General features: G+C 59.8%; 15 protein-coding genes and 1 pseudogene. 4 read left to right on the plus strand and 12 right to left on the minus strand.

The genetic code is table 11. The features are described from left to right. Window positions 1-27 precede the first annotated feature (27 nt). Window positions 28-303, plus strand: coding sequence for a peptidylprolyl isomerase (locus tag ACUN0G_RS31990; protein WP_010173346.1), 276 nt, complete (start codon window positions 28-30; stop codon window positions 301-303). 116 nt (window positions 304-419) lie between these two features. Here the strand turns inward: ACUN0G_RS31990 and ACUN0G_RS31995 are convergent, their stop codons facing one another. The 8 genes from ACUN0G_RS31995 to ACUN0G_RS32030 all read right to left on the minus strand — a co-directional run bounded on the left by ACUN0G_RS31995 (window position 420) and on the right by ACUN0G_RS32030 (window position 7,047). After that, window positions 420-1,328, minus strand: a complete 909-nt coding sequence (locus tag ACUN0G_RS31995; protein WP_445575352.1) for a sugar kinase — start codon at window positions 1,326-1,328, stop codon at window positions 420-422. A gap of 137 nt (window positions 1,329-1,465) precedes the next feature. Beyond that, on the minus strand, window positions 1,466-2,674 hold the full coding sequence (locus ACUN0G_RS32000; RefSeq protein WP_445575353.1) for an amino acid deaminase: 1,209 nt from the start codon (window positions 2,672-2,674) through the stop codon (window positions 1,466-1,468). Between the two features lie 9 nt (window positions 2,675-2,683). Continuing rightward, entirely contained in the window at window positions 2,684-3,448 is a 765-nt protein-coding gene (locus tag ACUN0G_RS32005; RefSeq protein WP_017479820.1) for an IclR family transcriptional regulator, read from the minus strand. A gap of 168 nt (window positions 3,449-3,616) precedes the next feature. Continuing rightward, a complete protein-coding gene (locus ACUN0G_RS32010) occupies window positions 3,617-4,006 on the minus strand; it encodes a RidA family protein (RefSeq protein ID WP_003208000.1) in 390 nt (129 codons plus the stop codon). A gap of 23 nt (window positions 4,007-4,029) precedes the next feature. Continuing rightward, a complete protein-coding gene (locus ACUN0G_RS32015; RefSeq protein ID WP_003207998.1) occupies window positions 4,030-4,815 on the minus strand; it encodes an amino acid ABC transporter ATP-binding protein in 786 nt (261 codons plus the stop codon). Beyond that, a complete protein-coding gene (locus ACUN0G_RS32020; RefSeq protein ID WP_088425241.1) occupies window positions 4,812-5,474 on the minus strand; it encodes an amino acid ABC transporter permease in 663 nt (220 codons plus the stop codon). Before ACUN0G_RS32020 ends, ACUN0G_RS32015 begins: the two co-directional genes overlap by 4 nt. Window positions 5,475-5,483: 9 nt before the next feature. Then, window positions 5,484-6,146 (minus strand): amino acid ABC transporter permease, encoded by a 663-nt coding sequence (locus tag ACUN0G_RS32025; protein ID WP_003207993.1) that lies wholly within the window; start codon window positions 6,144-6,146, stop codon window positions 5,484-5,486. Window positions 6,147-6,198: 52 nt separating this feature from the next. Then, window positions 6,199-7,047 carry a transporter substrate-binding domain-containing protein gene (locus ACUN0G_RS32030; protein ID WP_445575354.1) on the minus strand — a complete coding sequence of 283 codons (849 nt, stop codon included), beginning with the start codon at window positions 7,045-7,047 and terminating at the stop codon, window positions 6,199-6,201. 336 nt (window positions 7,048-7,383) lie between these two features. On the opposite strand from ACUN0G_RS32030, the gene ACUN0G_RS32035 reads away from it, so the two are divergent. Together ACUN0G_RS32035 and ACUN0G_RS32040 are read left to right on the plus strand one after the other, a co-directional pair. Continuing rightward, a complete protein-coding gene (locus tag ACUN0G_RS32035) occupies window positions 7,384-7,620 on the plus strand; it encodes a hypothetical protein (RefSeq protein WP_445575355.1) in 237 nt (78 codons plus the stop codon). A gap of 157 nt (window positions 7,621-7,777) precedes the next feature. Continuing rightward, entirely contained in the window at window positions 7,778-8,155 is a 378-nt protein-coding gene (locus tag ACUN0G_RS32040; RefSeq protein ID WP_445575356.1) for a thioredoxin family protein, read from the plus strand. Here ACUN0G_RS32040 and ACUN0G_RS32045 read toward each other — a convergent pair. The 3 genes from ACUN0G_RS32045 to ACUN0G_RS32055 all read right to left on the minus strand — a co-directional run bounded on the left by ACUN0G_RS32045 (window position 8,091) and on the right by ACUN0G_RS32055 (window position 11,629). Further along, window positions 8,091-8,933 carry a PhzF family phenazine biosynthesis protein gene (locus ACUN0G_RS32045; RefSeq protein ID WP_445575357.1) on the minus strand — a complete coding sequence of 281 codons (843 nt, stop codon included), beginning with the start codon at window positions 8,931-8,933 and terminating at the stop codon, window positions 8,091-8,093. The genes ACUN0G_RS32040 and ACUN0G_RS32045 overlap by 65 nt on opposite strands. A gap of 47 nt (window positions 8,934-8,980) precedes the next feature. Next, window positions 8,981-10,534, minus strand: coding sequence for a TerC family protein (locus ACUN0G_RS32050; protein ID WP_445575358.1), 1,554 nt, complete (start codon window positions 10,532-10,534; stop codon window positions 8,981-8,983). Window positions 10,535-11,260: 726 nt separating this feature from the next. Continuing rightward, entirely contained in the window at window positions 11,261-11,629 is a 369-nt protein-coding gene (locus ACUN0G_RS32055; RefSeq protein ID WP_445575359.1) for a lysozyme inhibitor LprI family protein, read from the minus strand. Here ACUN0G_RS32055 and ACUN0G_RS32060 point away from each other — a divergent pair. Then, window positions 11,628-11,744 (plus strand): annotated as a pseudogene (locus ACUN0G_RS32060) (outer membrane lipoprotein carrier protein LolA); the annotation flags it as partial. The gene ACUN0G_RS32055 and the pseudogene ACUN0G_RS32060 sit on opposite strands and share 2 nt — an antisense overlap. An 18-nt stretch (window positions 11,745-11,762) precedes the next feature. On the opposite strand, the gene ACUN0G_RS32065 reads toward ACUN0G_RS32060, so the two are convergent. Next, window positions 11,763-12,329 carry a hypothetical protein gene (locus ACUN0G_RS32065; protein WP_445575360.1) on the minus strand — a complete coding sequence of 189 codons (567 nt, stop codon included), beginning with the start codon at window positions 12,327-12,329 and terminating at the stop codon, window positions 11,763-11,765. Window positions 12,330-12,331: the final 2 nt, after the last annotated feature.

Consider the following 12,331-nt stretch of genomic DNA (forward strand, 5'->3'; position numbering starts at 1 on the left):
CGCGCCGTTTCACATCAGGACCGATCAATGAAAGCCCAAGCCCGTCACATTCTGGTGAAAACCAGTGAAGAAGCCGAACAGCTCAAGCAGCGTATTGCCAAGGGCGAAGCGTTTGACGTGTTGGCCAAGAAGTACTCCACCTGCCCGTCTGCCAAGCGCGGCGGTGATTTGGGTGAAGTAAGGCCGGGGCAGATGGTGGGGGTGATTGATGCGGTGATCTTCAAGAAGCCGGTGAAGGTGGTTCATGGGCCGATCAAGAGCAAGTTTGGGTATCACCTGGTGCAGGTGTTTTACCGGGATTGATGGCTGATCGTTCCCACGCTCCGCGTGGGAATGCCTCACCGGACGCTCTGCGTCCGCTCTTGGGACGCAGAGCGTCCCTGGCTGCATTCCCACGCGGAGCGTGGGAACGATCAGCGTTAGTCTCGGGGAATGAGTGCACCCGGCACCTGAATCACCCGGCTCGCCAGCCGATGCCCGGCCAAGGCTGCTTCCTGCGGCGAGCCGCCCTTGAGCCGACTGGCCAGGTACGCCGCACTGAACGAATCCCCCGCCGCCGTGGTGTCTACCACCTTCTCCACCACCAACGCCGGCACCTCGAACCGCTCACCCTCACAGCGAATCAAACACGCATCCGCGCCCCGCTTGAGCACCACCTCGGCAATCGCCGGGTACGCCGCAAACACCTGCTCGCTGTCCTCATAGCCAAACAACGCGCGCTCGTCATCTTCGGTCAGCAAGGCAATATCCACCTCGGCCAATACCCGGTGATACGCCGCACGCGCCGCATCCACACTGGCCCACAGGCGGGGCCGGTAGTTGTTGTCGAACACCACCTTGCCGCCGCGCTGGCGGGTTTCGATCAGGGTTTCCAGCAAGCGCCCACGGCCCATTTCGCCCAGTACTGCCAGGGTGATGCCGCTGAAATACACCACGTCGTATGCCGGCAGCGCCGCCAAAATCGGCTCGGCTGCCGGTGTGGTGAAGCAGTCGCGCACGGCGGCTTCGTTGCGCCAATAGAGGAATTTGCGCTCGCCGTTGGCATCGGTCTGGATGCAGTACAACCCCGGCAGGCGACCAGGCAAGCGCTGGACCATGCCCAGGCCCAGCCCCTCTTCAGCCCAGTGCTTGCACATGGCATCGCTGAAGCTGTCATCGCCCAGGGCGGTGACGTAGTCGACGGTGCTGGGTTCACCCAGTTCGCGGCGCAGGTAGACGGCGGCGTTCAGGGTGTCGCCGCCGAAGCTTTGTTGCAGGCTGCCCTCGGCGCGGTGTTGCAGTTCGATCATGCATTCGCCGATGAGGGCGATGCGGGGTTTTGTGTTCATGTCTGGGGGCTCTCGATGTACTGGAGGGCGTCATCCTGTAGGAGCGAGCTTGCTCGCGAAAAATCCGAAAGCGCAGTTGGGTATCAGGTTCCCCGCGTCATCGTTCACGACCATCGCGAGCAAGCTCGCTCCTACAGTTAGAAGCAGGTATGCAGGCTTTCGATCACCTGCAACTGCTCATCCACCAAATTACCCACTTGCCACTTGTCGAAGGTCAGGCACGGGTGGGATGTGCCGAAGGAGATGATGTCGCCAATGCGCAGCTCAACCCCAGGCGCAACCACCATGAACGCATGCTGGTCCATCACGGCAGTGACCTTGCACGCGGTCACGTCATCACCCTCGGCCGGCAACACGCCCGCCTTGTAGCGTTTGAGCGGCACGGGCAGGCCGGCGTCGTAGGCGACGTCGCGCTTGCCCAGGGCGATCACCGCGAAGCCCGGCTCCGGCAAGGACTGCACATGGGCCCAGACTTCCAGCGCCGGGCGCAGGCCTTCGTTGAGGTCGCTGCGACGGTCGAGTACGCAGCACTGCGCGTCTTTGTAGATGCCATGGTCGTGGGCCACGTAGCTGCCCGGGCGCAATACGCTGAGGAAGCGGCCGGCGGCGTTCTGGGCTTCGAAGGATTCGGCGATCAGGTCGTACCAGGCCGAACCCGAGGCGGTGATGATGGGCTTGGCCAGGTCGAAGGCGCCGCTGTTTTGCAGGTCAACGGCCAGGCGCACCAGGGAGGCGGCGAATTCGCGGATGCCACTGATGGCGTGCTCGCCATGGATGACCCCTTCGTAGCCTTCGATGCCGGTGAGGGCCAGCGCTGGCTGGGCCTTGATCGCCTTGGCCAGGTCGAGTACCTGCTGTTCAGTGCGGCAACCGCAGCGGCCGCCGACCACGCCGTATTCGATCATCACGTTCAAGCGCAGGCCACGGGCGGCGAAGAACAAGCCCAGGTCGGCGACGTTGTCCGGGTGGTCGACCATGCAATGGAAGTCGAATTCGGGGTCGGCCAGCAGGTCGGCAATCAACGCCATGTTCGGCGCGCCCACCAGTTGGTTGGCCATCAATACCCGGCGAACCCCACCGGCATACGCGGCGCGGGTCTGCACGGCATTGGCCAGGGTGATGCCCCAGGCGCCCTGCTCGATCTGCCGCTGGAACAGCGCCGGCATCATGCTGGTCTTGCCGTGGGGCGCCAACTGCGCGCCGCTGTTGCTGACGAAATCCTGCATCCAGCGGATGTTGTGTTCCAGGGCATCGCGGTGCAGCACCAGGGCTGGCAGGCTGACGTCACGCACCAGATGCGCACCGACCGGGGCGGCGCCTTTTTCAACGGCATTGAAGGCAGACATAGCAATTTCCTATTCGTTGATACGACGGGCCAGGTTGTTCGCGCTTTCGATCAGTACCCGGCGATAGTCGTTGTAGTTTTTGAGGGCATCGGCCCGTGGGGCGACGATGCACAGGGTCGCAATGCTGATGCCTTGGGCGTCCCGAACCGGGGCGGCAAAGCAGTGGGTAAAGGTGTCGGCGACACTGTCGAAGGAGAAGAATCCGTCGAGGGTGGCCTGGCGGATTTGTCCGAGGAAGGTTTCCAGAGGCAGGCGCTGACCGTCCGGGAGGATGAAGTCGTCGTAGTCGATCAGGTCGATGATTTGCTGGTCGCTCAGGTGGCCCAGCAGCAGGCGGCCGGAGGCGGTCCAGGGGATGGGCGCGTTTTCGCCGATGTCTGAGGAAATGCGGAAATGCCGCTCGCCTTCGCGCATCAGGGCCACGGTGTATTTGCGCCCATTGAGCAGGCACATCTGTGCCGTTTCGTGGGTCTGGCTGACGATTTCCTGCAGGGCGTGGTCGGCTTCGCGGGTCAGGTCAAAATGGCGCAGGTGGGCCTGGCCGAGGAAGTACAGCTGACGGCCGAGGTAGACGTGACCGTCCTTGCCGACGGTTTCGAGGATGCGCCGTTCCAGCAACGAGGCCACCAGTTCGTAGACCGTGGATTTGGGGCTGCCGATGCCGCTGGCGATATCATTCGGGCGCAGGGGCTGGCCGATTTCCTTGAGGAAATCGAGGATATCGAACGCCCGGTCGAGGCCTTTGGCGCGGCGTTTGATGGTGTCTTCGGTCATGGCAGTCGTCGGTCCCGTTTGAAGATGTAGCTATCAACACAGATCCCCTGTGGGAGCGGGCTTGCTCGCGAAAGCGGTGTGTCAGTGAATACATCTACAACTGATCCACCGCTTTCGCGAGCAAGCCCGCTCCCACATTGGTCTCCTGTGGTCTCAAGAGACGGGCATTTAGCCTTTTTTCTTGTAGGCCACGCAATCAATCTCAACCTTGCAATCGACCATCATATTCGCCTGCACACAGGCCCGTGCCGGGGCGTGTTCCGGGTTGAAGTATTCGCCGAACACTTTGTTGAAGCTCCAGAAGTCCCGTGGGTCTTCCAGCCATACACCCACGCGCACCACGTCTTCAAGGGCGTAGCCGGCTTCTTCGAGAATCGCCACCACGTTGCGCATGGTCTGGTGCGTCTGCTCGACGATGCCGCCGGTGATGATTTCACCGTCCACCGCCGGCACCTGGCCCGACACGTACAACCAGCCATCCGCTTCCACCGCGCGGGCGAAAGGACGAGGCTGGCCGCCGCCTGCAGTGGCGCCGGTGCCGTAACGAGTAATGCTCATAATGGATCTCCTGAAGTGATGATTTAAAAACGAATGTTCTTGAGAAATTCCGCGAGTCGCGGCGATTGCGGGCGTTCGAAAATGTCTTTCGGCGGCCCTTGTTCTTCAATGCGGCCCTGGTTCATAAAGACGATCTTGTCCGAGACTTCATAGGCAAACCGCATTTCGTGGGTGACCAGCAACATGGTCATGCCCTCTTCCGCCAAACCTTTGATCACGCTAAGCACTTCGCCCACCAGCTCCGGGTCGAGGGCCGAGGTGACTTCGTCGAACAGCATCAGGCTCGGGTTCATCGCAATCGCCCGGGCAATCGCCACGCGCTGTTGCTGGCCGCCCGAGAGTTGGCCCGGGAAGTGATTGCGGCGCTCCAGCAGGCCAACACGATCCAGCCATTTTTCCGCCAGTGCAACCGCCTCGTCCTTGCCCATCTTCTTGACCTTGAGCAGGCCCAGGGTGACGTTCTGCAAGGCGGTCAGGTGCGGGAACAGGTTGAACTGCTGGAACGCCATGCCGGTCATCGCGCGGTGCTGGGAGATCACCCGCTCCGGGTGGCGCACGCGCTTGCCGCCGACCTCGCTGTAGCCGATGGATTCACCATCGAGGGTGATCTGGCCGCCCTGGAATTCTTCCAGCAGGTTGACGCAGCGCAGCAGCGTGGTCTTGCCCGAGCCGCTGGAGCCGATCAACGTCACGACGTTGCCGCGCTGCATGCTCAGGTCGACGCCCTTGAGCACTTCCACCGGGCCGTACTGTTTACGCAGGCCGCGAATGTTCAGGAGTGGCTGGCTTTCTTTTGAGAGTTGGTTCATGGCAACGCCACCCGCTTTTCAATGTAACGCCCCAACAATTCGATGGCGTAGTTGATGACAAAAAACATAAAGCCTGCGAACAGGTAGAACTCCAGGGTCATGAACGTCCGGGCGATGACCTGTTGAGTGCTGAGCAGCAATTCGGCCACGCCGATCACCGACAGCAAGGTGGACGCCTTGACGATTTCCGTGGACGAGTTGACCCAGGTCGGCAGGATCTGCCGCAGCGCCTGGGGCAACAGCACGTAGCCAAGAGACTGGTAGAAGGTCAGGCCGATGGCCTTGCCCGCTTCCAGTTGCCCTTTGGGAATGGCCTGCAATGCACCGCGCACGATTTCCGACACGTGAGAGCCGCAGAACAGCGTCAAGCCCACGGCACCGGCCTGGAACGCGGAGATCTGCCAGCCAAGCGCCGGCAGCATGTAGAAGCATGCCAACACCAGCACAAACACCGGCGTACCGCGGATCAGATCGACGTACAGGCGAAACGGTGCACGCATCCAGAATTTGCCGTAGGTCAGCACCAAGCCGGCAACGATGCCGATCAGGGTACCGAAGATAATGGCCAGGGCCGAGCAGTAAACGCTGGTCTGGAACCCCGCCCAGAGGGTTTCCCGGGCGATCCACAACTCATGCAGCCAGCTGGGGGATTCGTACATGGGCGCTCCTTAGCGGCGAATCGCCAAACGCTGTTCCAGGTAACGGAGCAGCATGGCAATGAGGTAACAGGCAGCCACGTAGAGCGCGGTCGTGACCATCCAGGTTTCAATCACCCGGTAGCTTTCGACGTTGATCTTGCGGGCGTAATAGGTCAGCTCCGGCACCGCGATGGCGGCCGCGAGGGAGGTGTCCTTGAACAGCGAGATAAAGTTGTTCGACAGCGCCGGCAGCACGTTGCGCAGCATCACCGGCACGGTGATGTACGCGCGGATACGCCATTCGCCCAGGCCGATGGCCAGGCCCGCTTCACGCAACCCCTTGGGAATGTTCAGCAAGCCTGCGCGGAACACTTCGGTCAGGTAGGCACCGGCGTACAGCGACAAGGTGATGATGAACGAGGGGATCTTGTCCAGCCGGATCCCCAGGCTGGGCAAGGCGAAGTAGATCAACAGGATCAGCACCAGGATCGGGGTGTTGCGGATCACCGTCACATACACCGAGGCCACGATGCGCAGCGCACGGTGTTTGGACAGCATGGCAAACGCCATCAACAGGCCGATCACGCAACCGATGGCGATGGACAGCAGTGCCAGTTCAAGGCCGAGGCCGAGCCCCGCCAGCAAGCTGGGGAAGTCGCGCCACACAGCGGCAAAGTTCAACTGATAGTTCATGGTCAGCAGTACCTGATTGGGGCGCCGTCAGCGACGCCCCAGTGTTTACGGATTACTTGAACTCAACCGGGAAACCGATCGCAGGCTCTGGCAGATCCACACCGAACCATTGCTTGAACGAGGCCTTGTACATCGGGAACTCCACGCCGGTCATGGCTTCGTGCAGCGCGGTGTTGACGAAGTTCAGCCAGTCCTGGTCGCCACGCTTGACGGCACACGCGTAGGTCTGCGGGCTCCAGGCGTAGCTCGGGCTGCGGTAGCGGCCCGGGTTTTGCACCATCAGGTACTTGACCGAGGACTGGTCGGTGGCGGCGGTGTCGGCACGCCCGGAATTCACGGCCTGGTACATCAGGTCGACGCTGTCGTACTGGTCGACCTTGGCTTTAGGCAAGGCCTGGTGCACCAATTCTTCGGCGTAGACGTTTTGCAGCACGGCCACGGTGACGCTGTCGCCAGCGGCTTGCAGGTCTTCGATCTCTTTGTATTTGCTGTTGGCCGGCAGCAGCAGGCCCACGCCTTCGCGGTAGTACGGCAGGGTGAAGGCCACTTGCTGCGCGCGGCTGGCGGTGACAGTGATGAACTGGCAGCTCATGTCGACCTTGTCGGTCAGCAGGTTGGGAATCCGGGCGTCGGAGGACTGCACCACGTATTCGACTTTGCTCGGGTCGTTGAACAACCCCTTGGCCACGATGTGGCCGATGTCGATATCAAAACCTTGCAACTTGCCATCCGCTCCCTGGAAGTGCCACGGCGCATTGGTATTGCCTGTACCCACGATCAGGTGCCCACGCTTGAGCACTGTATCGAGCTTGCTGTCCGCCGCTTGCACTGCGCTTGCGAGGGAAGCCGATGCGGCGAAGAGAAAAACACACGCTTTGAACACGGAAGGTCGGTGATGCATGACAAGCACTCCAGGGGTTGTGTATTCCGCTATACCGGAACTTAGTATGTAACAACGGAATAGACAGCAGAAAGTGTGCCATACGCGGTAACAGAAAAATATTGCGGGATTAATTTCTTTTTAAATCAAAGGGATGGATTTACATCGGCGATGAGGCGTTGGGCCATCGGTTGAAATCAGGTTGCTACCGTTGGCTACACAGCGGGGTGACAGGCCACATTTGGGTGCGGGTGCGGTTCGTTACCGGGCACGAAGGCGGTGCGGTGCTGGATGGAAGAATCCTGCGGCTGGGCTAGGCTTGGCAAATGATCGGCCCTCCCCAAGGAATACGCTCAGATGAAGATCAGCCTTGTCCTTATGTTGTTGTCGGTGGTGTTTGCCAGCACTGCGTTAGCCAAGGATGACCGCCGTGAATGCAAGGCCGAGTTGGCCAAGCTCAAGGCGGCGTTCAGTACGAACTACACCACGCAGAATCATCATGGGTATCGACGGGCGAAGGATGCCAAGGAGAACGGGGATTACAAGCAGTGTGTGGGATTGGCGAAGAAGGCTCGGGAGCGGGCGGAGCGTTGAAAGCCTTGGGGGCTGCTGCGCAGCCCAGCGGGAGCAGGCTCCCTTGCCACAATGGCCGGTTCGACCACATGGAGGTGGGTACCTGTTAGTTTTGACAGTAGACCGTTTTGATCGCCGGGATTAGCGTGGGTCAGGCCCTTCGCTCAAGGAGATCATCATGGGAATTGCAACGGCGGTGATTGCCGATGCCATGGCGTATCAGCAGGTGCTCAAGGCACACAAAACGGTGTTTATGCTGTTTGTTTCGCAGCATTGCCCGGCCTGCGGGGAGGCCGGGCCACTGTTTGAACGCTTTGCGAGAAAATACGTTCGCACCGTGAAAAGCCTGGTGCTCGATACCGCCCATACCCCAAGGCATCCCGAGGTAACCGGCACTCCCACCCTCCTGGTTTTTCAGAATGGCAAGATGATCAATAAGCTGAAGGGGTTCGACGAAAAAACGCTGAGGGAGACGTTCGCCAAGACCAGAATCAGTCCTCCAACATCAACCGCGCCGTGCCGGAAACCCGAATCGAGGCACCCTTCTCATCGGTGATCTGCGCCTGCAATCGCGAACGGCTGCCCATGTCCTCGCCTTGAATGATGTCGATGCGCCCGTTGTGCGGCCAGCCCAGGTCCCGCAGATAGCCGGCAAACGCGGCCGTCGCGGAGCCTGTAGCCGGGTCTTCGTACACGCCGCCTACCGCAAACGGGTTGCGGGTGTGGAACAGTGTCGGGCTTTCGGCAAACACCAGCACCACGGTGCCCAAACCGGCGTCGGTCATGTAGCGGCGACCGGCTTCCAGTTCATAGTGCATCTGGCTGAGTCTGGCACGGCTGTCGAGGGCCAGCACCAGGTGAGAAATGCCGGCATGGATGATCGCCGGCGGAATGCTCGGGTCCAGGTCATTGCGGGTGTAACCGAACAAGGTCAGGCCCGCCTCCACCAGCGCATCGTTGGCCGGTGCGCTGCGGGTTGGCGGGGATTGCAGCGCGGCTTCGATCAGGTCGCCTTCGCTGCGACCGCTGACGGAAATATCGCCATTGTTCAAGGTCAGGTGGAATTCACCGTCGCCCAGCGCCAGGCTCAAGGCCGCGCCGAGGGCGATGGTGGCGTGCCCGCAAAACGCGACTTCGGACTCCGGCGCGAAATACCGCACACGCCAGCCGTCATCCTGTGGGCAGGCGAATACGGTTTCCGAAAACCCGACTTCGTGGGCGATACGCTGCATTTCTGCGGCCTCCGGCAGGTTGTCACCGATCCATACGCCTGCCGGGTTACCGCCCTGGTTACCGTCACAAAATGCAGAAATCTTAAGCACGTCCAAAGTCATTCGGGTAACCCTTACTTAACGGTTCAGTGAGCGGCGATGCTATCCAGCTAAACAGGCGCCAGCAATACCTGCGTGACCCGCCGCTCCTCCACCGCCGCCACGGTCAGGCGCCAGCCTTCATGCTCCAGGCTGTCGCCGACCATCGGCAGGCGATCCAACAGGCTCATCACCATACCGGCCAGCGTCTGGTAATCCTCCGTCGCCACCGCCTTGAAGCCGGTGCGCTGGCGGATCAGGTTAAGGTTCAAGGCACCATTGACCCGGAAACCACCCTCCTCCTCAACGATATCCGGCCCTTCGACTTCACTCGCGTCCGGCAACTCACCGGCAATGGACTCGAGGATGTCGGTCATGCTCAACACCCCGATAAAGTCGCCAAATTCGTTGATCACGAAGGCAATGTGAGTGGATTCCTGACGCATCTGCTCCAGGGCATTGAGAATCGAAAAACTCTCCAGCAGGTTGACCGCCCGGCGCGCCAGGTGCTCCAGGTTCGGCTCGTTACCGGCCAGGTATTCCTTGAGCAACTCCTTCTTGTGCACAAAGCCCAATGGCTCGTCGACGTTACCGTTGCGGATCAAGGGCAGCCGTGAGTAAGACGAGTGCATCAGTTTCAGGCGGATAGTATCGGGATCGTCCGACAGATCTATAGAGTCCACCTTCGCCCGAGGCGTCATCAGTGTGCGGATCGGGCGTTCAGCCAGTTGCAGCACGCCACTGATCATCACCCGCTCACGCCGGTCGAACAGCGGCCCGCCGGTGGCATCAGGGTTATCCAGCAGGTCGGCGACCTCGTCACCCACCTCCTCCACCGCCAGGTTACGCCCGCCGAGCAAACGCATCACCGCATGGGCCGTGCGCTCACGCATCGGCAGCGTGCCCTGTGCCGACTTCTTGCGGCGTGCCCGGGCGATCTGGTTGAACACCTCAATCAGGATCGAGAAACCAATGGCCGCGTACAGATAGCCTTTAGGAATGTGGAAGCCCAGGCCTTCAGCGGTCAGGGCAAAACCGATCATCATCAAAAAGCCCAGGCACAGCATGATCACCGTCGGGTGGGCGTTGACGAAACGGGTCAGCGGCTTGCTGGCAACGATCATCAGGCCGATGGAAATGATCACCGCGATCATCATCACCGCCAGCTCATCCACCATGCCCACGGCGGTAATCACCGCATCGAGGGAGAACACCGCATCCAGCACCACAATCTGCGCAACGATCGGCCAGAACATCGCATAAGCCACGTTGCCAGTGCGCTGAGCCACATGCCCCTCAAGCCGCTCATGCAATTCCATGGTGGCCTTGAACAACAGGAACACACCACCAAACAGCATGATCAAGTCACGGCCCGAGAAACTCTTGTCGAACACCTCGAACAGCGGCTGGGTCAGGGTCACCAACCACGAAATACTTGCCAGCAAGCCCAGACGCATCAGCAATGCCAGGGACAAACCGATCAGACGCGCACGGTCACGCTGCTCCGGCGGCAACTTGTCCGCCAGGATCGCGATAAACACCAGGTTGTCGATGCCCAGCACCAGCTCCAGCACAATCAAAGTCAACAGGCCGAGCCAGGCCGTTGGATCCGCTAACCATTCCATTTTTCAGTATCTCTTCAAGTTTTTCAGAATGCCGGGCACGGCAACGCACGGTCGAGGGACCGGGTAAGGGTAGGCAATCGGAAGACGGGATGCTTGGCCCGGAGGCAGGCGATCAGCGGGAACGGCGACAGTGCATGTCTTGGGGAAAGACGACTGGGAGGCTCCGAGAGGGTGTTCATGTAGGTCCTGTTGTGGAAAAAGGACTTGAATCGTACAGGCGAACTAGGAATTTCTTACAATCTAAAATTATTACAAGATCTGTAATAGATAGCGTGTCGACGATTGCCTTGCATGGGTTGAAGGGCAGCGCTTATAGCCCGCCGGTCGCCCGACATGGCGATCGGATTTGGCGATCCGTTGACCGTATGCGAAAGCACTCTGCTTGATTGCAGGCACTTTCGCACCCGCAAAGCTGCTTTATGGCAGCTGTGCGCGGGAGACCTTGGGGTCTGCCGGAACTCGGTCCCGGTTCGCCAACCTGCGTACAGCTGTCACCCATTCGTTTGGCTTTGCACGCCTGCTCGCCATTCCTCTACGCGATGGCTGTGACCTGATGGACGTAATAGGCCGCCGGATCCAACCTAGCGACACCTGAACAAGCACACCCTGCTTCTGTAGGAGCAAGCTTGCTCGCGATGGACGTCAACGATAACTCGGGAAGCCTGACACCCAACGGCGCTCTCAGGTTTTTCGCGAGCAAGCTCGCTCCTACAGAAAGCGGCCTGTTCAGAACGGTCCCTTCGTCATCACCCGCTCATCAATGAAGCTACGCAACATCGCAATCCGCTGCGTATACGCTTTGCTCAGGCAACTGACCTGGGCGCCGCAGGTATGCCGCTGCTTGAGCCACACAGCCTGATCATCCATCAACGAACCGCGCCCGCCCATGGCCATGAAGTGCCGGTTGAGGTCATAAAGCAGCGCCATGGTCACGTCCTGATCATTCAGGGAGCGCGTGGCACAGATGGTTTTCTCGTCAGCCGCCTTCGCCCGGTCACAGTCAAAACTGGCCGCCAGGCTTGCAGGGCTGAGCCACAACACGGAAAACCCGGCGAGCACTGCAAATACCGCCGGTTTAATCAAACGAACTGCCATGGAAATACCTCCTGTAGGAGCAAGCTTGCTCGCGATGGTGGTGAACGATGACGCGGGTAGTCTGACACCCAGCGGCGCACTCAAGTTCTTCGCGAGCAAGCTCGCTCCTACAGTAGGCAGTAAGCGGCGCCAATCAGTGAGTTGAGGTTTTAAACTTTGCAAATGCATCCAGATAAGCTGCCTTCAATCCCACACTGACGGCATCGAGGGTAGCTGAATTGAAAGCCACTTTATCCCGCTGAATAAGCGTCTGGCCTGCGCCTTTTATCTTGATTCGTGAATGCCCGGCATATTTGACACCGCCGATATAGACCGAAAGTTCTACATCAGTTGCATAGTATTCGGGATCACTCCAGGTTTTTACGAAAACCCGATCAATCTCGACCCGGGTTTTAATGGACGATGCCGAATCAGACCCTATAGCCCGCTTGGTAAAGCCAACCCAATCATCGACAGGAACATTGGCCATCCCCTCGTAGAGGCTGACGATTTCGTGGTTCGCGGCATGCCATACAATCTTGCTTCGCTCAGTGCAGGGCCCACAACGCTCGTAGCCTGAGACCCCGACAATATCCGACTGAACAGCGCTGTTCTTAATGCTGGCCAACTGCGCGTCAGAGGTATAAGAAGCGAAGTGCAACTGATTGGTGACGCAACCACCCAGCATCAATAAAACAGCGATCAGCAACCCTGCTTTCATAT

The sequence above is a fragment of the Pseudomonas sp. 32A genome, from assembly GCF_052682255.1.

What these genes read in the sequence shown, in the direction of transcription:
- ACUN0G_RS31990 (WP_010173346.1), top strand. Translation starts at nt 28, where the DNA reads ATGAAAGCCCAAGCCCGTCACATTCTGGTGAAAACCAGTGAAGAAGCC.
- ACUN0G_RS31995 (WP_445575352.1), bottom strand. Translation starts at nt 1,328, where the DNA reads ATGAACACAAAACCCCGCATCGCCCTCATCGGCGAATGCATGATCGAA.
- ACUN0G_RS32000 (WP_445575353.1), bottom strand. Translation starts at nt 2,674, where the DNA reads ATGTCTGCCTTCAATGCCGTTGAAAAAGGCGCCGCCCCGGTCGGTGCG.
- ACUN0G_RS32005 (WP_017479820.1), bottom strand. Translation starts at nt 3,448, where the DNA reads ATGACCGAAGACACCATCAAACGCCGCGCCAAAGGCCTCGACCGGGCG.
- ACUN0G_RS32010 (WP_003208000.1), bottom strand. Translation starts at nt 4,006, where the DNA reads ATGAGCATTACTCGTTACGGCACCGGCGCCACTGCAGGCGGCGGCCAG.
- ACUN0G_RS32015 (WP_003207998.1), bottom strand. Translation starts at nt 4,815, where the DNA reads ATGAACCAACTCTCAAAAGAAAGCCAGCCACTCCTGAACATTCGCGGC.
- ACUN0G_RS32020 (WP_088425241.1), bottom strand. Translation starts at nt 5,474, where the DNA reads ATGTACGAATCCCCCAGCTGGCTGCATGAGTTGTGGATCGCCCGGGAA.
- ACUN0G_RS32025 (WP_003207993.1), bottom strand. Translation starts at nt 6,146, where the DNA reads ATGAACTATCAGTTGAACTTTGCCGCTGTGTGGCGCGACTTCCCCAGC.
- ACUN0G_RS32030 (WP_445575354.1), bottom strand. Translation starts at nt 7,047, where the DNA reads ATGCATCACCGACCTTCCGTGTTCAAAGCGTGTGTTTTTCTCTTCGCC.
- ACUN0G_RS32035 (WP_445575355.1), top strand. Translation starts at nt 7,384, where the DNA reads ATGAAGATCAGCCTTGTCCTTATGTTGTTGTCGGTGGTGTTTGCCAGC.
- ACUN0G_RS32040 (WP_445575356.1), top strand. Translation starts at nt 7,778, where the DNA reads ATGGGAATTGCAACGGCGGTGATTGCCGATGCCATGGCGTATCAGCAG.
- ACUN0G_RS32045 (WP_445575357.1), bottom strand. Translation starts at nt 8,933, where the DNA reads ATGACTTTGGACGTGCTTAAGATTTCTGCATTTTGTGACGGTAACCAG.
- ACUN0G_RS32050 (WP_445575358.1), bottom strand. Translation starts at nt 10,534, where the DNA reads ATGGAATGGTTAGCGGATCCAACGGCCTGGCTCGGCCTGTTGACTTTG.
- ACUN0G_RS32055 (WP_445575359.1), bottom strand. Translation starts at nt 11,629, where the DNA reads ATGGCAGTTCGTTTGATTAAACCGGCGGTATTTGCAGTGCTCGCCGGG.
- ACUN0G_RS32065 (WP_445575360.1), bottom strand. Translation starts at nt 12,329, where the DNA reads ATGAAAGCAGGGTTGCTGATCGCTGTTTTATTGATGCTGGGTGGTTGC.